The organism is Pseudomonas haemolytica (assembly GCF_009659625.1).
Taxonomy (GTDB): Bacteria; Pseudomonadota; Gammaproteobacteria; order Pseudomonadales; family Pseudomonadaceae; genus Aquipseudomonas; species Aquipseudomonas haemolytica.
The window spans coordinates 98,639-116,450 of the sequence record NZ_VOIW01000007.1; the positions used below are offsets into that span (position 1 = coordinate 98,639).

General features: G+C 59.0%; 19 protein-coding genes and 1 tRNA gene. 17 read left to right on the forward strand and 3 right to left on the reverse strand.

The window, feature by feature from the left end:
• Nucleotides 1-82 precede the first annotated feature (82 nt).
• Nucleotides 83-718, forward strand: a complete 636-nt coding sequence (locus FRT59_RS22200) for a LysE family translocator (protein ID WP_153872422.1) — start codon at nucleotides 83-85, stop codon at nucleotides 716-718.
• Nucleotides 719-725: 7 nt separating this feature from the next.
• On the opposite strand, the gene FRT59_RS22205 is transcribed toward FRT59_RS22200, so the two are convergent.
• Nucleotides 726-1,055: a hypothetical protein gene (locus FRT59_RS22205; protein ID WP_153872423.1), complete on the reverse strand. Its 330-nt coding sequence runs from the start codon at nucleotides 1,053-1,055 to the stop codon at nucleotides 726-728.
• A 203-nt stretch (nucleotides 1,056-1,258) separates the two neighbouring features.
• Here FRT59_RS22205 and FRT59_RS22210 point away from each other — a divergent pair, with 203 nt between their 5' ends.
• The 3 genes from FRT59_RS22210 (at nucleotide 1,259) to FRT59_RS22220 (ending at nucleotide 5,339) form a co-directional block, all read left to right on the forward strand.
• Nucleotides 1,259-1,804 carry a sigma-70 family RNA polymerase sigma factor gene (locus FRT59_RS22210; RefSeq protein ID WP_153872424.1) on the forward strand — a complete coding sequence of 182 codons (546 nt, stop codon included), beginning with the start codon at nucleotides 1,259-1,261 and terminating at the stop codon, nucleotides 1,802-1,804.
• Nucleotides 1,801-2,781: a FecR domain-containing protein gene (locus tag FRT59_RS22215; protein WP_153872425.1), complete on the forward strand. Its 981-nt coding sequence runs from the start codon at nucleotides 1,801-1,803 to the stop codon at nucleotides 2,779-2,781. The genes FRT59_RS22210 and FRT59_RS22215 overlap by 4 nt, the downstream gene beginning before the upstream one ends.
• A gap of 95 nt (nucleotides 2,782-2,876) precedes the next feature.
• Nucleotides 2,877-5,339, forward strand: coding sequence for a TonB-dependent siderophore receptor (locus FRT59_RS22220; RefSeq protein WP_153872426.1), 2,463 nt, complete (start codon nucleotides 2,877-2,879; stop codon nucleotides 5,337-5,339).
• A gap of 115 nt (nucleotides 5,340-5,454) precedes the next feature.
• On the opposite strand, the gene FRT59_RS22225 is transcribed toward FRT59_RS22220, so the two are convergent.
• Nucleotides 5,455-5,539, reverse strand: a tRNA-Leu gene (locus tag FRT59_RS22225).
• Nucleotides 5,540-5,647: 108 nt separating this feature from the next.
• On the opposite strand from FRT59_RS22225, the gene queA reads away from it, so the two are divergent.
• The 6 genes from queA to FRT59_RS22255 all read left to right on the forward strand — a co-directional run bounded on the left by queA (nucleotide 5,648) and on the right by FRT59_RS22255 (nucleotide 11,721).
• On the forward strand, nucleotides 5,648-6,697 hold the full coding sequence (queA, locus tag FRT59_RS22230) for a tRNA preQ1(34) S-adenosylmethionine ribosyltransferase-isomerase QueA (RefSeq protein WP_153839144.1): 1,050 nt from the start codon (nucleotides 5,648-5,650) through the stop codon (nucleotides 6,695-6,697).
• A 5-nt stretch (nucleotides 6,698-6,702) separates the two neighbouring features.
• Nucleotides 6,703-7,818, forward strand: coding sequence for a tRNA guanosine(34) transglycosylase Tgt (tgt, locus tag FRT59_RS22235; RefSeq protein ID WP_003175976.1), 1,116 nt, complete (start codon nucleotides 6,703-6,705; stop codon nucleotides 7,816-7,818).
• Between the two features lie 43 nt (nucleotides 7,819-7,861).
• Nucleotides 7,862-8,200, forward strand: coding sequence for a preprotein translocase subunit YajC (gene yajC, locus FRT59_RS22240; protein ID WP_003175975.1), 339 nt, complete (start codon nucleotides 7,862-7,864; stop codon nucleotides 8,198-8,200).
• 62 nt (nucleotides 8,201-8,262) lie between these two features.
• Nucleotides 8,263-10,131 (forward strand): protein translocase subunit SecD, encoded by a 1,869-nt coding sequence (gene secD, locus FRT59_RS22245; RefSeq protein WP_034115901.1) that lies wholly within the window; start codon nucleotides 8,263-8,265, stop codon nucleotides 10,129-10,131.
• A 9-nt stretch (nucleotides 10,132-10,140) separates the two neighbouring features.
• A complete protein-coding gene (gene secF / locus FRT59_RS22250) occupies nucleotides 10,141-11,055 on the forward strand; it encodes a protein translocase subunit SecF (RefSeq protein WP_034115900.1) in 915 nt (304 codons plus the stop codon).
• A 123-nt stretch (nucleotides 11,056-11,178) separates the two neighbouring features.
• Nucleotides 11,179-11,721 (forward strand): glycine zipper 2TM domain-containing protein, encoded by a 543-nt coding sequence (locus FRT59_RS22255; protein WP_034115899.1) that lies wholly within the window; start codon nucleotides 11,179-11,181, stop codon nucleotides 11,719-11,721.
• Nucleotides 11,722-11,866: 145 nt separating this feature from the next.
• Here the strand turns inward: FRT59_RS22255 and suhB are convergent, their stop codons facing one another.
• Nucleotides 11,867-12,682: a type III secretion system regulator SuhB gene (suhB, locus tag FRT59_RS22260; RefSeq protein WP_005791195.1), complete on the reverse strand. Its 816-nt coding sequence runs from the start codon at nucleotides 12,680-12,682 to the stop codon at nucleotides 11,867-11,869.
• A 145-nt stretch (nucleotides 12,683-12,827) separates the two neighbouring features.
• On the opposite strand from suhB, the gene trmJ reads away from it, so the two are divergent.
• From trmJ to hscB, 7 genes are all read left to right on the forward strand, one after another.
• Entirely contained in the window at nucleotides 12,828-13,598 is a 771-nt protein-coding gene (gene trmJ / locus FRT59_RS22265) for a tRNA (cytosine(32)/uridine(32)-2'-O)-methyltransferase TrmJ (RefSeq protein WP_153839141.1), read from the forward strand.
• A 2-nt stretch (nucleotides 13,599-13,600) separates the two neighbouring features.
• Nucleotides 13,601-14,386 carry a serine O-acetyltransferase gene (gene cysE, locus FRT59_RS22270; RefSeq protein WP_034115897.1) on the forward strand — a complete coding sequence of 262 codons (786 nt, stop codon included), beginning with the start codon at nucleotides 13,601-13,603 and terminating at the stop codon, nucleotides 14,384-14,386.
• A gap of 300 nt (nucleotides 14,387-14,686) precedes the next feature.
• On the forward strand, nucleotides 14,687-15,178 hold the full coding sequence (iscR, locus tag FRT59_RS22275) for a Fe-S cluster assembly transcriptional regulator IscR (protein ID WP_003194020.1): 492 nt from the start codon (nucleotides 14,687-14,689) through the stop codon (nucleotides 15,176-15,178).
• A gap of 50 nt (nucleotides 15,179-15,228) precedes the next feature.
• Nucleotides 15,229-16,443 carry an IscS subfamily cysteine desulfurase gene (locus tag FRT59_RS22280; RefSeq protein ID WP_034115896.1) on the forward strand — a complete coding sequence of 405 codons (1,215 nt, stop codon included), beginning with the start codon at nucleotides 15,229-15,231 and terminating at the stop codon, nucleotides 16,441-16,443.
• A 99-nt stretch (nucleotides 16,444-16,542) separates the two neighbouring features.
• On the forward strand, nucleotides 16,543-16,929 hold the full coding sequence (gene iscU, locus FRT59_RS22285) for a Fe-S cluster assembly scaffold IscU (RefSeq protein WP_003175965.1): 387 nt from the start codon (nucleotides 16,543-16,545) through the stop codon (nucleotides 16,927-16,929).
• 17 nt (nucleotides 16,930-16,946) lie between these two features.
• Complete coding sequence (iscA, locus tag FRT59_RS22290; protein WP_003175963.1) at nucleotides 16,947-17,270, forward strand: iron-sulfur cluster assembly protein IscA; 324 nt, start codon at nucleotides 16,947-16,949, stop codon at nucleotides 17,268-17,270.
• An 8-nt stretch (nucleotides 17,271-17,278) separates the two neighbouring features.
• Nucleotides 17,279-17,800 carry a co-chaperone HscB gene (gene hscB / locus FRT59_RS22295; RefSeq protein WP_034115895.1) on the forward strand — a complete coding sequence of 174 codons (522 nt, stop codon included), beginning with the start codon at nucleotides 17,279-17,281 and terminating at the stop codon, nucleotides 17,798-17,800.
• Nucleotides 17,801-17,812: the final 12 nt, after the last annotated feature.

Consider the following 17,812-nt stretch of genomic DNA (forward strand, 5'->3'; position numbering starts at 1 on the left):
TCAAGGCCCTAGCATGGCGCGTAACACTACAGCGTTGGCGAAGGATTTCACGCTGGCAGAATAAAAATCCAGGAGTGAAACGATGCCCGATATGTCCAGCTTGCTTGCCTATGGCCTGATTTCACTTGGCATGGTGCTGACGCCCGGGCCGAATATGATTTACCTGATTTCCCGCTCGATCTGCCAGGGGCGCACGGCCGGGTTGATCTCCCTGGGCGGGGTGGCGCTGGGGTTTGTGGTGTATATGGTCTGTGCGGCACTGGGTATCACCGCCGTGGTGATGGCGGTGCCCTTTGCCTACGACGCGTTGCGGCTCGGCGGCGCGCTGTATCTGGCGTATCTGGCCTGGCAGGCGGTCAGGCCGGGTGGACGGTCGCCGTTCCAAGTGCGGGATTTGCCCAAGGACAGCCCACGCAAGCTGTTCACCATGGGCTTAGTCACCAACCTGCTCAACCCCAAGGTGGCAGTGATGTATTTGTCGTTGCTGCCCCAATTCATCGACCCGAACGGTCATGGCAGTGTGTTGATGCAATCCCTGGTGCTGGGCTTCACGCAGATTTTTATCAGCGTGAGCGTCAACGCGGTGATTGCCTGCATGGCGGGTTCCATCGCAGTGTTCTTCGTCACCCGGCCGAGTTGGCAGGTGGTGCAGCGATGGGTGATGGGGTCGGTGTTGATGGGGTTGGCGGTGCGTATGGTGGTGGAGGGGCGGCGGTAAGTCCGCGTTACAGGATGGCGTTGAGGTAATCCTTCAGGTTGGTCAGCGGCCCGCGCAGTTCATCCAACTGAGCAGCGTTTTGCACGTCACTCGCCAACCGTTGCAGCTCGCGGCCCATCACCGTATCGGCCCCGCCCAATGCCTCAAGTGCTTGATCGACACATTCCGCGAGTTTGGATTGAATAACGGCCAAATCCCGCTGCCGCACCAATAACCCAAATACTTCCCGCTCATACCCATCCATCACCGGATCATCCCGCAGAACCGGGCTGCCGCCGTCCGTCTCGTGCGCGAGTTTTAATGCAAAGAGCGCAACCGCTTCCAGCGTCAATTCCATTGTTACGGTGCCTCTGTTTTTTGGGGGGAGGGCGATCATCACCGTTCTGTGGTCGAAAAAAAAGACCCGGGTGCAGGTGTAGGCTACAAGGCTGGATAGGGCCGGCGGCATTGATATTGGCGCAGTCTCGGAAAGACAGGGATAAACGCATTCTTTACTTGATGGCTGCAACTCGCCGATACTAGGATGAGATAAGTTCTCAAATGCATCTATCTATCAGGCCGAGGCTTTCCGTGTCGTCGTCATCCACTCCCCCAGTGCCTCACGTCGATGTTCGCACCTTGTATGTCAATCATCACGCGTGGCTGCTGGGTTGGTTGCGCAAGCGAATGCGCCATGGCGACCACGCTGCCGACCTGGCCCACGATATCTTTGTGCAGATCCTCGGCAAGCCGGAACAACTGCAGGAACTGCGGCAGCCACGTGCCTGGTTGAGTACCGTGGCGCGTGGCGTATTGGTTGATCGGGTTCGCAGGCAGCGGATCGAACGGGCTTACCTGCAAGCCATTGCGCATCTTCCGGAAGCCGAGGTGCCATCGCCCGAGTCGCAATTGATTTTATTGGAAACCCTGTCTCGCGTGGATGCATTGCTTAATGGCCTGCCTGCCAAGGTGCGCATGGCTTTCCTGATGTCGCGCCTTGACGGCCTCAGCTACAAGGACATCGCCGAGCGCTTGGCTGTCAGCCTAAGCTCGGTGGAGAAGTACATGGCCAGCGCTATTCGTCATTGCTACCTGGCCCAACGATGAGCCTTCACTCTTTGCCCGAACTTCCAGATTCTGTGCTCGACCAGGCCATCAGCTGGCTGGTTAAAATCGAGTCCGGTGGCTCAAACCCAGGGCTTCTGGAGGCCTGCCAACGCTGGCGCCAAGCCGATGCGCTGCATGAAGCAGCCTGGCAAGCGCTGCGCCAAAGCGACGCGACCTTCCACGGGTTGGCCGCTCTGCCCGGCACCGTCGCGAGCGATACGCTACAAAACCTGAACAGTGGTCGCCACAGCCGGCGCCACGCGATCAAGTTGCTGGGGATGGGGCTGGTGGTCAGTGGTGTGGCCGGTTGGTCGCTGCGTGAAAGCACGTGGGTACCCTGGGGAGCGGACTATGCCACCGGGGTCGGCGAGCGACGCCAGTTCATGCTCAATGATGGCACCCGCCTGCAATTGAACACTGCCAGTGTGGTGGACGTTAAATTCACTGCCCGGCACCGACTGATCGGACTGCGCCGTGGCGAAATTTTCATCGATACCGGCAAGGACAACGCTGCGCCGGACGGGCGCCGCAGCTTCTGGGTCAGCACCCCGCACGCACGTTTGCAGGCCATCGGTACCGCTTTCGCTGTGCGTGACGACCATCAAGGCACGCGAGTGCGTGTCGAGGACGGTGTGGTGGCTATTCATGGTCAAGGCGAGCAGGTTTTGATCGCTGCCGCTGAAGAATATGTGATCGATGCCAATGGCAGTCACCGTGTCGACGTAAGCAGCATTAACGCCAGTGCGTGGACACGTGGCCAGTTGGTGGCCAAACGCATGCTGCTGCGCGACCTTGCCGCCGAACTGGCGCGTTATCGTCACGGCTGGCTGCGCTGTGATCCGGATATTGCGCAACTGGAAGTATCCGGCGTATTCCAGCTTGATGACATTGACCGGGCCCTGAGTGCATTGAGCGATTCGTTGCCCGTACGTCTTGAACGTTTTACCCCGCTCTGGACCCGTATCGTTGCCCGTTAAACGCGATGAGAAAAAATCGCAAAACTTTACGGGTTTCTCCGAGCCCTTCGACAGACAGGAAATACATTCAGTCATTCGAAAGGAACTCAGCGTCCATGTCCTCTGCCTTTACTTTCCCTCAGCCGCTCCAGCGCAGTGCGCTTGCGCTTACCCTGCGTAGTGTTTTGCTGGCCGGTGTGACCAGCCTGCCCCTGGCCAGTTTTGCGGTGCAGGCAGAAAACGTCGACAGCCGTCATTACGATTTGGCGGGCGGGCCGCTAGACGACGCGCTCAACCGCTTTGCCCAGGTTGCCGGTATCAGCCTTCCCTTTGACCCGGCGTTGGTGCAAGGCAAACGCGCACCGGCGCTGCGTGGTGATTATGGCGTACATGAAGGCCTCAACCGCCTGCTCGTCGACAGTGGCCTGGCGGCTATTCGGACTGCCAGAGGCAACTATTTGCTGGTCGCGCGCACCCGCGACAGTGAAGCACTCGAATTGGGCGCTACCACCATCAGCGGCCTGAGCCTCGGGGCAGCCACTGAGAACAGTGGTTCCTACACCACTGGGGTCATGCAGACCGCAACCAAGTTGCCGCTGTCCCTGCGCGAGACTCCGCAATCCGTGACGGTGATTACGCGCCAGCGCATGGATGATCAGGCCATGCGCAGTCTCGATGATGTCGTCCAGGCCACCCCGGGGCTGCGAATGTCGGCTGCGCGCCCGGCCAACAGCGAGTTTTTCGCCCGCGGCTTTCCTATCACCAACATTATGTTCGATGGCCTGCCGACCACTTACAACGCCGACTGGGTCGCCACTGCCGATCTGGCGCCTTACGACCGAGTCGAAGTGGTCCGTGGCGCCACCGGCATGATGCAAGGCGCCGGCAACCCGTCGGCAGCCATCAACATGGTGCGCAAGCGTCCCACCAAAGAGTTCCAGGCCAGTATCACCGGCAGTGCCGGCAGTTGGGACAACTATCGCAGTGAGTTGGATGTGTCCGGCCCGGTTACTGACAGCGGCAGCGTGCGTGGCCGTTTTGTGGGTGCCTACCACGACAAGGACAGCTATCAGGATTACGCAGGGCGTGAGCGCGGCGTGTTCTACGGCGTTACCGAGTTTGACCTGACCGACAGCACCACCCTGACCGTGGGTGCATCCGATCAGAACGACAATAACAACATCAACTGGGGCGGCTTACCGGTGAACCCGAACGGTAGCCACATGGGCTTCTCCCGTTCCAAATCGTTCGGCTACAGCTGGTCGCACCAGGACATCGACAACAAAACGCTCTTTGTCGAGCTCGACCAGCGTTTCGACAACGACTGGCGTCTGCATTTGGGGGCCTCGAAAAACTGGTCTGACTTCAAGTTGGTGGGGGCGGTTCTGGAACGTAACAATGACGCGACCTACCGGCAAAGAGTGTTCAACCAAGGGCGTGACTACGACCAGTCCACCTATGATTTCTTCGCCAGCGGCCCCTTCGCTCTGATGGGGCGTCAGCATGAGCTGGTAGTCGGCGCCAGCAAGCGCGAACTCAAGACCGAGGCCGTGGGTGGCACGACCTTCATCAATAATATCGACATCAACCATTTCAACCCGAATACGCCCAGGCCGTTCGTTCCAGATATCTACTCCATCAACGACAAGGTCGATCAAGAGGGCCTATACGTCACCACGCGCTGGGATCTCGCCGACCCGCTGAAAGTCATTCTCGGCGCGCGCCTGGACTGGTACGACTCGACCTCGATTTATAATCAGACCAACGACCAGTACTACACCTCGGGCAAAACCAAGGAAACCCGTCACCTCACCCGCTATGCCGGCCTCATCTATGACCTGGACGACAACCACTCTGTCTATGCCAGCTACACCGACATCTTCCAGCCCCAGAGCGAAAAGAACAGCGACGGGGCCGGGATCAAGCCCATCACCGGCGAAAATTACGAAGTGGGTATCAAGGGCGAATACTTCGGCGGCGCGCTGAACGCCAGTGCTTCGCTGTTCCAGATCGACCAACTGAACCGCGCGGCGGAAGTGGCGGACGCCAGCACCTGCCGGGTTATCCCTGTCGGCGCCTATGGCTGTTACGAAGCCGCCGGCAAAGTTCGCAGCCAGGGTATCGAACTGGAGATCAACGGTGCACTGACGCCAAACTGGCAGGTCGGCGCCGGCTACACCTTCGCCCAGGCCAAGTACAAAAAGGATGCAGACACTTCCAAGGAAGGCACCCTGTTCGACACTGACGTGCCTCGTCACATGTTCAAGGCCAGCACCACGTACCACCTGCAGGGTGATCTGAACAAGCTGCGTGTCGGTGCAAACGTCTACAGCCAGAGCAGTACCTTCAATAAAGGCCGCAACGTGTTTGGCAATTACCATATCGAACAGGAGGCCTATGCGCTGGTGGGGCTGATGGCTGGCTACCAGGTCAGTAAACACCTGGACACCCAACTGAACATCAACAACCTGTTCGATAAAAAGTATTACCAAGGGGTTGCCAGTAACTCTACGTGGAGTCCGTACGATGTGTATGGTGACCCGCGTAACTTTACGGTTACGGCGAAGTACACGTTCTGATTTGAGGGGGTGGGGCTAGCGCTATCAGGCACTTGCCCCGCAGGAGACTTCGTCGGTCGCGCACTTTTCTACAGACGAAAAAAAAGACCTTGAATTTCAAGGTCTTTCTTTAAGATGGTGCCCCGAGGGAGACTCGAACTCCCACTCCTTTCGAAAACGGATTTTGAATCCGCCGCGTCTACCAATTCCGCCATCAGGGCTCAATGGCGGCGAAGTATAGAGATGAGATTACCGTTGGTCAATCACGTTTCATGGTCAATTTTCACTATTTCCGCTAGACTTCCCGGCCCTGCTAGACGAACCCCATCATGCGCGTTGCTGACTTTACTTTTGAGCTCCCTGATTCGCTGATCGCTCGCCACCCTTTGGCCGAGCGTCGCGCCAGTCGACTGCTGACCCTGGACGGGGTGAGCGGTGCCCTCGCACACCGTCAATTCACTGATTTGCTTGAGCATTTGCGCCCAGGCGATTTGATGGTTTTCAACAATACCCGGGTGATTCCGGCGCGGCTGTTTGGCCAGAAAGCTTCCGGCGGCAAGCTGGAAATCCTGGTGGAGCGGGTGCTGGACAGCCATCGCGTGCTGGCTCATGTGCGCTCCAGCAAGTCGCCCAAACCTGGTTCTTCCATCCTGATCGATGGCGGTGGCGAAGCCGAGATGGTGGCGCGCCACGATGCTTTGTTCGAACTCAAGTTCGCCGAGGAAGTGTTGCCACTGCTGGAGCGTGTCGGCCATATGCCGTTGCCTCCTTATATAGACCGCCCCGACGAAGATTCGGACCGCGAGCGCTATCAGACGGTGTACTCCCAGCGCCTCGGTGCCGTTGCAGCGCCGACTGCCGGCCTGCATTTCGACCAGCCTCTGCTGGATGCAATTGCTGCCAAGGGCGTCGAGACTGCCTATGTGACCCTGCACGTGGGGGCCGGCACGTTTCAGCCGGTGCGTGTGGATAACATTGAAGACCACCATATGCACAGCGAATGGCTGGAGGTCAGCCAGGAAGTGGTGGACGCGGTAGCTGCGTGCAAGGCGCGTGGCGGGCGGGTCGTGGCGGTGGGCACTACCAGCGTGCGGTCGCTTGAGAGTGCGGCGCGCGATGGCGTGCTCAAGCCGTTCAGTGGCGACACGGATATCTTTATTTACCCAGGCCGGCCATTCCATGTGGTCGATTGCCTGGTCACCAACTTCCATCTGCCGGAATCCACGCTGTTGATGCTGGTGTCGGCATTTGCCGGTTACCCGGAAACCATGGCCGCTTATCAAGCCGCCATCGCCAACGAGTACCGTTTTTTCAGCTACGGTGATGCGATGTTTATCACCCGTAACCCGGCGCCACGCGGCCCAGAGGGAACTTTATGAGTCGTATGTCGTTTGAACTGCTGGCTACCGACGGCAAGGCCCGTCGTGGTCGCCTGACCTTTCCGCGCGGCACCGTGGAGACCCCGGCGTTCATGCCGGTTGGCACCTACGGCACCGTCAAGGGCATGCTGCCGCGGGACATCGTCGCCACCGGCGCCGAGATCATCCTCGGCAACACCTTCCACCTGTGGCTGCGCCCGGGCACGGAAGTGATCAAGAAGCATGGCGACCTGCATGATTTCATGAAGTGGCAAGGCCCGATCCTCACCGACTCCGGTGGTTTCCAGGTGTTCAGCCTGGGCGCCATGCGCAAGATCAAGGAAGAGGGCGTGACCTTTGCCTCGCCGGTGGACGGTTCCAAGGTGTTCATGGGCCCGGAAGAGTCGATGCAGGTGCAGCGCGACCTGGGCTCCGACATTGTGATGATTTTCGACGAGTGCACGCCGTACCCGGCTGACGAAGATGTCGCGCGGATTTCCATGGAGTTGTCCCTGCGTTGGGCCCAGCGTTCGAAGAATGCTCATGGCGACAACACGGCGGCGCTGTTCGGTATCGTTCAGGGCGGCATGCATGAAAGCTTGCGCAAGCGCTCGTTGGAAGGCTTGGACAAGATCGGCTTCGACGGCCTGGCTATCGGCGGTTTGTCGGTGGGCGAGCCCAAGCACGAGATGATCAAGGTGCTGGATTACCTGCCGGGCCTGATGCCCGCTGACAAACCTCGTTACCTTATGGGCGTTGGCAAACCGGAAGATCTCGTAGAGGGTGTGCGCCGCGGTGTGGACATGTTCGATTGCGTGATGCCAACCCGTAATGCCCGCAATGGGCATCTGTTCATCGATACAGGCGTGCTGAAGATCCGTAACGCGTTCCATCGCCATGATGATTCGCCGCTGGATCCCACCTGTGACTGCTACACCTGCCAGAACTTCTCCCGTGCGTATCTGCACCATCTGGACAAGTGTGGGGAAATGCTGGGTAGCATGTTGAATACCATCCACAATTTGCGTCACTACCAAGTCCTGATGGCTGGTTTGCGCGAGGCTATTCAACAGGGTACATTGGCCGCCTTCGTCGATGCCTTCTATGCCAAGCGCGGGCTCCCTGTGCCGCCCTTGGACTGAGTTTTCCGACCCTAAGATTCACTATTTGCAACTGGAGTGCTAAATGAGCTTTTTTATCTCTAACGCCATGGCTGACGCCGCTGCGCCTGCTGCTGCCGGCCCTATGGGCGGTGGTTTCGAGTGGATTTTCCTGGTCGGCTTCCTGGTCATCTTCTACCTGATGATCTGGCGTCCACAGGCCAAGCGCGCCAAAGAGCAGAAAAACCTGCTGGGCAGCCTGCAGAAAGGCGACGAAGTCGTGACCACTGGCGGCATCGCCGGCAAGATCACCAAGGTTTCCGACGCTTTCGTGGTACTGGAAGTCTCCGACACCGTCGAAATGAAGTTCCAGAAGGGCGCCATCGCCGCCACGCTGCCTAAAGGCACGCTCAAAGCGATCTGAGTAACAACCTTTACCAATCGACGGGGCGCGCAAGGCGCCCCGCGTTATAAGCGGGCGGCGTGATGCTGAACAAATACCCTCTGTGGAAATACGTACTGATCCTGGCGGTGCTGGCGATCGGTTTTATTTATTCCGCTCCCAATCTCTATCCTGATGACCCTGCGATCCAGATCTCTGGCGCCAGCACTTCGCTGCAAGTCAATCAGGCTGATCTGGACCGCGCGAGCAAAGCGCTCAACGACGCAGGTATCCAGGTTAAAGCGGCAACCTTGGCGGCTGGTTCCAAAGGCGGCTTGTTGCGCCTGACCAAGCAAGAAGACCAATTGCCGGCCAAAGACGTCGTGCGCAAGGCCATGGGTGACGACTACGTTGTCGCGTTGAACCTGGCACAGACCACGCCACAATGGCTGCGCAGCATTGGCGCGCACCCGATGAAGCTGGGTCTGGACTTGTCCGGTGGTGTGCACTTCCTGCTGGAAGTGGACATGGACAAGGCCCTCGACGCGCGGCTGAAAGTCTACGAAGGCGACGTGAAGAGCCTGCTGCGCAAAGAGAAGTTGCGTTATCGCAGCCTGCCGCAGCTCAACGGTGCCATCCAGCTGGGCTTTGCTGACGAAGCGTCCCGCGAACAGGCCCGTGCGCTGATCCGCAAGAACTTCAACGATTTCGATATCGTGCCGGCGGACCTTAATGGTCAGGCGGTGCTGCGTCTGGCGATGAGCCCGGCCAAGATCGCGGAAATCCGCGAATACTCCATCAAGCAGAACTTGACCACGGTACGTAACCGCGTCAACGAGCTGGGTGTGGCCGAGCCGATCGTGCAGCGCCAAGGCGCCAACCGCATCGTGGTTGAGCTGCCGGGCGTGCAGGACACGGCTGAAGCCAAGCGTATTCTCGGCAAGACGGCCAACCTGGAGTTCCGCCTGGCGGCTGAACCGGGTGCTACCCGCGCGACTTCCGAAGAGTTCGAGTTCCGTGAAGGCAACCGTCCTCCAGCGTTGATCGAGCGTGGCCTGATCATCACCGGTGACCAGGTGACCGATGCCAAAGCCGGTTTCGGCGAGCACGGCACGCCTGAAGTGAACATCCGTCTGGATGGTCACGGCGGCGAACTGATGAGCCGCGCCACGCGTAGCAACGTCGGTCGCAGCATGGCGGTGATCTTCATCGAGCAGCGCCCCGTAACCACCTACACCAAGCAAATGGTCAATGGCGTCGAGAAAGACGTGCCGGTACAGACCTTCAAGGAAGAGAAGAAGATCATCAGCCTGGCGACCATCCAGTCGCCACTGGGTGCTCAATTCCGCATCACTGGCCTGAACGGCCAGGGCGAGTCCTCCGAACTGGCGCTGCTGTTGCGTGCCGGCGGCCTCGCGGCTCCGATGTACTTCGCTGAAGAACGTACCATTGGCCCGAGCCTGGGTGCCGACAACATCACCAAGGGCGTCGATGCGGCGCTGTGGGGTATGTTGTTCGTGTCGCTGTTCATCATCGCCATCTACCGTTTCTTTGGCGTCATCGCTACCGTCGCGCTGGCGGGCAACATGGTGATGCTGCTGGCGCTGATGTCGCTGCTGGGTGCCACGCTGACCCTGCCAGGTATCGCCGGTATCGTACTCACTATGGGTATGGCGGTAGACGCCAACGTGCTGATCTTCTCGCGGATTCGTGAAGAGATCGCCAATGGCATGACCGTACAGCGTGCAATCAACGAAGGCTTCGGCCGGGCATTTACCGCGATTCTCGACTCCAACCTGACCACATTGCTGGTCGGCGGGATTCTCTTTGCCATGGGCACCGGCCCGGTCAAGGGTTTTGCGGTGACCATGTCCCTCGGTATCTTTACCTCGATGTTCACGGCCATCATGGTGACCCGCGCAATGGTCAACCTGATCTATGGCGGGCGTGACTTCAAGAAGTTGTGGATTTAAGGGGCTGCCATGTTACGTACAATCAACTTCATGGGCGTTCGCAATATTGCGTTCGGCGCCACTGTGCTCCTTACCGTTCTGGCGCTGTTCAGCTGGTTCCATAAGGGCCTGAACTACGGTCTGGACTTCACCGGCGGTACGCTCATCGAGCTGACCTACGAGAAGCCGGCCGACGTTACACTGGTGCGTGGCGAGCTGGTCAAGGCCGGCTATCACGAAGCCATCGTGCAGAGCTTTGGTGCCACCACCGACCTGTTGGTGCGTATGCCTGGCGAAGACCCGCAACTGGGTCACCAGGTAGCCGAGGCCTTGCAGAAGGTCGGCGGCGACAACCCGGCATCGGTCAAGCGCGTCGAGTTCGTCGGCCCGCAAGTCGGTGAAGAGCTGCGCGATCAGGGCGGCCTCGGCATGCTGATGGCACTGGCGGGGATCATGATCTACCTCGCATTCCGCTTTCAGTGGAAGTTCGGTGTCGGCGCCATTGTGTCGCTGATACACGACGTGATCGTGACCGTGGGTATCCTGGCGTACTTCCAGATCACCTTCGACCTCACCGTGCTGGCGGCTGTGCTGGCGATCATTGGTTACTCCCTCAACGATACCATCGTGGTATTCGACCGGGTTCGTGAGAACTTCCGCGTACTGCGCAAGGCGTCGTTGATCGAGAACATCAACATCTCCACCACCCAGACCCTGCTGCGGACCATGGCGACCTCGATCTCCACCTTGCTGGCGATTGCTGCGCTGATGATCTTCGGTGGCGACAACCTGTGGGGCTTCTCCCTGGCGCTGTTCATCGGCGTGTTGGCGGGTACCTACTCGTCGATCTACATCGCCAACGTGGTGCTGATCTGGCTGAACCTCAACAGCGAAGACTTGATCCCTCCTGCCGCTACCGGCAAGGAGGTCGACGACCGCCCTTGATGGGCGCTTGTTGATGCGCTGTTACAAAGAAGGCACGAGTATTGAACTCGTGCCTTTTTTTTTGCTCCAAGGCTGGGTATAGCGCGGACGTTTCGGTCCGCTTGTGATGGTCAGGAGGTTCATGTGAACAAGTCGTTGCTGGTTGGTGCGGTATTGGGTGCTGTCGGTGTGACTGCCGGGGGCGCTGTTGCCACCTACAGCCTGGTAAAAAGCGGCCCTGAGTATGCGCAAGTGCTGGCGGTGCAGCCGGTGAAAACCCAGATTAAAACCCCTCGTGAGGTCTGCAAGGACGTCACCGTAACCCGGCAGCGTCCAGTGCAAGACCAGCATCAAATCGCTGGTACCGTGGTTGGCGCCCTTGCAGGTGGCCTGTTGGGTAACCAGGTCGGTGGCGGTAACGGTAAGAAGCTGGCCACAGTGGCCGGTGCGGTCGGTGGCGGTTATGCCGGTAACAAGGTTCAGGAAGGCATGCAGAACCGCGATACCTACACCACCACACAAACTCGTTGTAACACCGTCAACGACATCAGCGACAAGGTTGTCGGCTATGACGTGCGGTACAACCTGGATGGTAAGGAAGGTTCGGTGCGCATGGACCGTGATCCAGGCGGCCAGATTCCAGTCGACAAAGAGGGTCGTCTGATCCTGGGTCAGAACCAGCAGTAATCCCCAGGTCTGGCTTCGATCCTAGTGTGGGGGCAGCCAAGCCAGCTCCCGCATTGGATTGTATTGAGTCAGTGGGAATTGGGTATTTCCTAAATCTCAGGCATAAAAAAAGCACCCCTTGGGGTGCTTTTTTGTGCTCGCTCGCTTAACGCTTCAGCGAAGCCGGCAGGTGCGGCTGGATCGCCGTCAGTACTGCCTTGAAGCATTTGGTGTTGCCGGCAACCACGTGGCCTTTCTCAAGGAAGTCATGACCGCCGGTGAAGTCGCTCACCAGGCCGCCTGCTTCCTGGATCAACAGTGCGCCTGCAGCCATGTCCCACTCGGACAGGCCCGACTCCCAGAACGCATCAAAACGACCGGCGGCGACATACGCCAGGTCCAGGCTGGCTGCGCCGGCGCGGCGGATGCCGGCGGTCTGGCCAACCAGGGCGCGGAACATGCCCAGGTAGTTTTCCAGGTTGTCCATCTGGTCGTCACGGAACGGGAAACCGGTGCCCAGCAGGGCGCCTTCCAGGCTGGTGCGGCCGCTGACGCGCAGGCGGCGACCGTTCAGCTGGGCACCACGGCCACGGCTGGCGGTGAATTCTTCCTGGCGAACCGGGTCGAGTACGACAGCGTGTTCCAGGCGGCCACGGTATTTGCACGCGATGCTCACGGCAAAGTGTGGGATGCCGCGCAGGAAGTTGGTGGTGCCATCCAGTGGGTCGATGATCCACAGGTAGTCTTCGCCTTCGCCGCTACCTTTGTGCAGGCCGGTTTCTTCACCGAGGATGCCGTGGGTAGGGTAGGCCTTGCGCAGGGCATCGATGATCTTCTGTTCGGCGGCGCGATCCACCTCGGATACATAATCCTTGGCGTCTTTTTCGTCGACCTTGATGGTATCCAGGCGCTCGATGGAGCGGAAGATCAATTCACTGGCGCTGCGGGCGGCGCGCAGCGCGATATTCAGCATGGGCTGCATGGATGTGTCACCTAAGGTTGTTAAAGAAAGCCGGGCATTCTAGCAGAAACTTTCTTCAGGTGAAGGATGACGTTAGCTTTCATGGCATAACCTTAGGCTGTTCTGTAAGATTTGCTCCCCTTTCCCGTGTCCGAGAGCGCCTCCCTTGCTGCAAAACATTCGTGTCGTCTTGGTCAATACCAGTCATCCCGGCAATATCGGCGGGGTGGCGCGAGCCATGAAAAACATGGGGCTGACGCGCCTGGTGCTGGTAGAGCCGCGGGTGTTCCCGCACCACGAGGCCGATGCCCGTGCGTCCGGCGCCAATGACTTGCTTGAAAGCGCTCAGGTCGTCGCCACTCTGGAAGACGCCCTGGTCGGCTGCAATCTGGTGCTCGGCACCAGCGCCCGTGACCGTCGCATCCCTTGGCCGCTGCTGGATCCGCGCGAGTGCGGCACCAAAGTGGTGGAAGAGGCTGCCGGCGGCGCTGAAATCGCCTTGGTATTCGGTCGTGAAGACTCCGGCCTGACCAATGAAGAGCTGCAGCGATGTCATTACCACGTGCACATTCCATCAGACCCTGAGTTCAGCTCGCTGAACCTCGGGGCGGCGGTGCAGGTGCTGACATACGAAGTGCGCATGGCCTGGCTGGCCGCTGCCGGCCAGCCGAGCAAGATGGAAAAGGATGAGGTCGCATCGACCAAGAGTGGCGAGTTGGCCACCATGGACGAGCTGGAGCGGTTCTATGAGCACCTCGAGCAAACCCTGGTAGCCATCGAGTTTCTTGATCCTGAAAAACCACGGCATTTGATGGCGCGCCTGCGCCGCCTGTACGGCCGAAGCTCGGTGAGCCGAGCGGAAATGAACATATTGCGGGGCATCCTCACGGAGACCCAGAAAGCGGCCCGTGGTGAGCTTCTAAAGCGGAAGGATTAAAAATGTTCGAGCGTTTGCGAGAAGATATCCAGAGTGTTTTCCACCGTGACCCGGCGGCGCGCAACGCCTTTGAAGTGCTGACCTGCTACCCGGGTATGCACGCGATCTGGATTCATCGCCTGTCTGGTGCCCTGTGGGGCATGGGCTGGAAATGGCTGGCGCGGCTGGTATCGAACTTCGGGCGCTGGTTGACCGGGATCGAGATCCATCCGGGGGCCAAGGTTGGTCGTCGGTTCTTTATAGATCATGGCATGGGCATTGTGATCGGTGAGACAGCTGAAATTGGCGATGACGTGACCCTTTACCAGGGCGTGACCTTGGGCGGAACCACCTGGAATAAAGGCAAGCGCCACCCGACGCTGGGTGATGGCGTGGTGGTAGGGGCGGGCGCCAAGGTGCTGGGACCGTTCACCGTTGGTGCCGGTGCCAAGGTTGGCTCCAATGCGGTGGTGACCAAGGCTGTGCCGCCTGGCGCAACGGTTGTGGGTATTCCGGGCCGAATCATCGTCAAGCCGGAAGTTGGCGATGAGCAAGAAGCCAAGCGTAAGGCTATGGCCGAGAAAATTGGTTTTGATGCCTATGGTGTCAGCGAGGACATGCCTGACCCCGTGGCTCGCGCTATCGGCCAGTTGCTCGATCATCTGCAGGCTGTCGACGGCAAGCTGGACGGTATGTGCGGTGCGCTGAAGGAGTTGGGCAGCAGCTACAGTGCCAAAGACCTGCCTGAGCTGCGTGAAGAGGACTTTGCCGAAATCAAGAGCGAAGGTGCTGCCACCAAGGCTGGCTAGATCTTAAGCCCGATAACAATCTCCTGTGGGGGCTGGCTTGCCTGCGATAGCGGTCTGCCGGTCACCCCTTGAGCTGCTGATCCATTGTAATCGCAGGCAAGCCAGCTCCTGCATTTGATCTCCATTGGTCTTGAGACTAAGCCCAGGTCCTGTTCCTGCTGTTCGTCCCCACCCCATCCTGCTATGATTCGCGCGCCCTTTTTACGGGTAATCCTGACTAAAGTACTAGGTCTTATAGTTGACTTAAATACTCGGGAATCGCATACTTGCTCCCATTCTGAAACACCTTGGTACTTGTCCATGAGACTGACTACAAAAGGCCGATACGCGGTAACCGCCATGCTCGACTTGGCCTTGCACGCGCAAACTGGGCCGGTGTCCCTGGCCGATATCTCCGAGCGCCAAGGCATTTCCCTGTCCTACCTCGAGCAGCTGTTCGCCAAATTGCGCCGTAGCAATCTGGTTTCCAGCGTTCGCGGTCCAGGTGGTGGTTATCAATTGTCCCGCGATATGCAGGGCATCCAGGTAGCCCAGGTAATCGACGCGGTCAACGAATCCGTCGATGCCACCAAATGCCAGGGTTTGGGTGATTGCCACGCCGGCGATACCTGCCTGACGCACCACTTGTGGTGTGACTTGAGCCTGCAGATCCATGAGTTTTTGAGTGGTATCAGCTTGGCTGATCTTGTGACTCGCCGTGAGGTGCAAGAAGTAGCCCAGCGTCAGGACCAGCGCCGTTGCAACACCAAGGCGCCGCGCCTGGACAAGATCGAAGCGTCCGCCGTCGAGTGACAGCCGCAGAGCTAACGGCACGCCAGCCAGCCTGATTTAGGAGAAAGTCCATGAAATTGCCGATTTACCTTGATTACTCAGCGACCACCCCGGTTGATCCGCGTGTCGCGCAAAAGATGAGCGAATGCCTGTTGGTTGACGGAAACTTTGGCAACCCGGCCTCCCGTTCCCACGTATTCGGCTGGAAAGCCGAGGAAGCGGTCGAGAACGCTCGTCGCCAGGTCGCTGACCTGGTCAATGCCGACCCCCGTGAAATCGTCTGGACCTCCGGTGCTACCGAGTCCGACAACCTGGCTATCAAGGGCGCGGCGCATTTCTACGCGACCAAAGGCAAGCACCTGATCACCACCAAGATCGAGCACAAGGCTGTCCTCGACACCATGCGCCAACTGGAGCGTGAGGGTTTCGAGGTCACCTACCTCGAGCCGACCACCGACGGTATCGTCACCCCGGCCATGATCGAAGCTGCGATGCGTGAAGACACCATCCTGGTTTCCGTGATCCACGTGAACAACGAAATCGGCACCATCAACGACATCGCGGCCATCGGCGAGCTGACCCGCTCCAAAGGTGTGTTGCTGCACGTCGACGCTGCTCAGTCCACCGGCAAGGTTGATATCGACCTGGCCAAGCTGAAAGTCGACCTGATGTCGTTCTCTGCCCACAAGACCTACGGCCCTAAGGGCATCGGCGCGCTGTACGTGAGCCGCAAGCCACGCGTGCGTATCGAAGCCACCATGCACGGCGGCGGTCACGAGCGCGGCATGCGTTCGGGCACCCTGGCGACCCACCAGATTGTCGGCATGGGCGAAGCCTTTCGCGTAGCCAAGGAAGACATGGCTGCCGAGAACGTGCGTATCAAGGCCCTGAGCGACCGCTTCTACAAACAGGTCGAGAACCTTGAAGAGCTGTACATCAACGGCAGCATGACCGCCCGTGTACCGCACAACCTGAATTTGAGCTTCAACTACGTCGAAGGCGAGTCGCTGATCATGGCGCTCAAGGACCTGGCGGTTTCTTCCGGTTCGGCCTGCACCTCGGCCTCGCTTGAGCCTTCGTACGTTCTGCGCGCCCTGGGCCGCAACGACGAACTGGCCCACAGCTCGATCCGCTTTACATTTGGCCGCTTCACCACCGAAGAGCAAGTCGACTACGCCGCGCAGAAAGTCTGCGAAGCCGTCAACAAGCTGCGCGTTCTGTCGCCGCTGTGGGACATGTACAAAGACGGTGTCGATATTTCCAAGATCGAGTGGGCGGCACACTAAATATAGAAGCCGCCACCCAAGCTCTGTAGGAACGTGGCGGAAAACGCAGGCGTTTTTACAGGGTTCCAGAGCGGCCCTGATGAGTGAGGATTCAGTACCATGGCTTACAGCGAAAAGGTCATCGACCACTACGAAAACCCGCGCAACGTCGGCAAGATGAACGCGGAAGACCCTGATGTTGGCACCGGCATGGTCGGCGCTCCGGCGTGCGGCGACGTTATGCGCCTGCAGATCAAGGTCAACGATGCTGGCGTTATCGAAGACGCCAAATTCAAAACCTACGGCTGCGGTTCCGCCATTGCCTCAAGCTCCCTCGCTACCGAGTGGATGAAAGGCAAGACCCTGGATGAGGCTGTGACGATCAGCAACACCCAGCTGGCCGAAGAACTGGCCTTGCCGCCAGTGAAAATCCACTGCTCCGTACTCGCGGAAGACGCCATCAAGGCGGCCGTTCGCGACTACAAGCAGAAGAAAGGCTTGATCTAAGCATTTAGGAGTCAACGATGGCTATCAGCATGACAGAAGCGGCTGCGCAGCACATTCGCCGCTCCCTGAATGGGCGCGGTAAAGGTGAGGGGATTCGTCTGGGTGTTCGCACCACAGGCTGTTCCGGCCTTGCCTACGTGCTGGAGTTTGTCGACGAGGTGGTTGCGGAAGACCAGGTGTTCGAAAGTCACGGCGAAAAAGTGATCATCGACCCTAAGAGCCTGACCTACCTGGACGGCACCGAACTCGATTTCGTCAAGGAAGGGTTGAACGAAGGCTTCAAGTTCAACAACCCCAACGTACGCGGTGAATGTGGCTGCGGCGAAAGCTTCAACATCTGAGGCTACTTGTGGGTACTCCTTGTCATTTCGCTTTATTCGAGCTGCAGCCGAGCTTTCGGCTGGACCTCGAGCAGCTTGCCACGCGCTACCGAGAATTGGCGCGCGGGGTGCATCCGGACCGCTTCGCTGACGCTTCCGAGCGTGAGCAACGCCTGGCCCTGGAGCAATCGGCCAGCCTCAACGAAGCCTATCAGACGCTCAAAAGCCCTGCGAAACGCGCGCGCTACCTGCTCGCGATGAACGGTGGTGAGTTGCCGTTGGAAGTCACGGTGCACGATCCTGACTTCCTCATGCAGCAGATGCAGTGGCGCGAAGAGCTCGAAGATTTGCAGGACGAAGCCGATGTGGCTGGCGTCGCGGTCTTCAAGCGCCGTCTGAAAAACGCCCAGGATGAGCTCAACGAAAGCTTCGCAGCCTGTTGGGATGATGCTGTGCAACGCGAACAGGCCGAACGCCTGATGCGGCGCATGCAGTTCCTCGACAAGCTCACCTACGAAGTGCGCCAGCTAGAAGAGCGCCTCGACGATTAACCCAGTGCTGCC

Coding starts and splice junctions, on each gene's coding strand:
- FRT59_RS22200 (WP_153872422.1), top strand. CDS start 83: ATGCCCGATATGTCCAGCTTGCTTGCCTATGGCCTGATTTCACTTGGC.
- FRT59_RS22205 (WP_153872423.1), bottom strand. CDS start 1,055: ATGGAATTGACGCTGGAAGCGGTTGCGCTCTTTGCATTAAAACTCGCG.
- FRT59_RS22210 (WP_153872424.1), top strand. CDS start 1,259: ATGCATCTATCTATCAGGCCGAGGCTTTCCGTGTCGTCGTCATCCACT.
- FRT59_RS22215 (WP_153872425.1), top strand. CDS start 1,801: ATGAGCCTTCACTCTTTGCCCGAACTTCCAGATTCTGTGCTCGACCAG.
- FRT59_RS22220 (WP_153872426.1), top strand. CDS start 2,877: ATGTCCTCTGCCTTTACTTTCCCTCAGCCGCTCCAGCGCAGTGCGCTT.
- queA (WP_153839144.1), top strand. CDS start 5,648: ATGCGCGTTGCTGACTTTACTTTTGAGCTCCCTGATTCGCTGATCGCT.
- tgt (WP_003175976.1), top strand. CDS start 6,703: ATGTCGTTTGAACTGCTGGCTACCGACGGCAAGGCCCGTCGTGGTCGC.
- yajC (WP_003175975.1), top strand. CDS start 7,862: ATGAGCTTTTTTATCTCTAACGCCATGGCTGACGCCGCTGCGCCTGCT.
- secD (WP_034115901.1), top strand. CDS start 8,263: ATGCTGAACAAATACCCTCTGTGGAAATACGTACTGATCCTGGCGGTG.
- secF (WP_034115900.1), top strand. CDS start 10,141: ATGTTACGTACAATCAACTTCATGGGCGTTCGCAATATTGCGTTCGGC.
- suhB (WP_005791195.1), bottom strand. CDS start 12,682: ATGCAGCCCATGCTGAATATCGCGCTGCGCGCCGCCCGCAGCGCCAGT.
- cysE (WP_034115897.1), top strand. CDS start 13,601: ATGTTCGAGCGTTTGCGAGAAGATATCCAGAGTGTTTTCCACCGTGAC.
- iscR (WP_003194020.1), top strand. CDS start 14,687: ATGAGACTGACTACAAAAGGCCGATACGCGGTAACCGCCATGCTCGAC.
- FRT59_RS22280 (WP_034115896.1), top strand. CDS start 15,229: ATGAAATTGCCGATTTACCTTGATTACTCAGCGACCACCCCGGTTGAT.
- iscU (WP_003175965.1), top strand. CDS start 16,543: ATGGCTTACAGCGAAAAGGTCATCGACCACTACGAAAACCCGCGCAAC.
- iscA (WP_003175963.1), top strand. CDS start 16,947: ATGGCTATCAGCATGACAGAAGCGGCTGCGCAGCACATTCGCCGCTCC.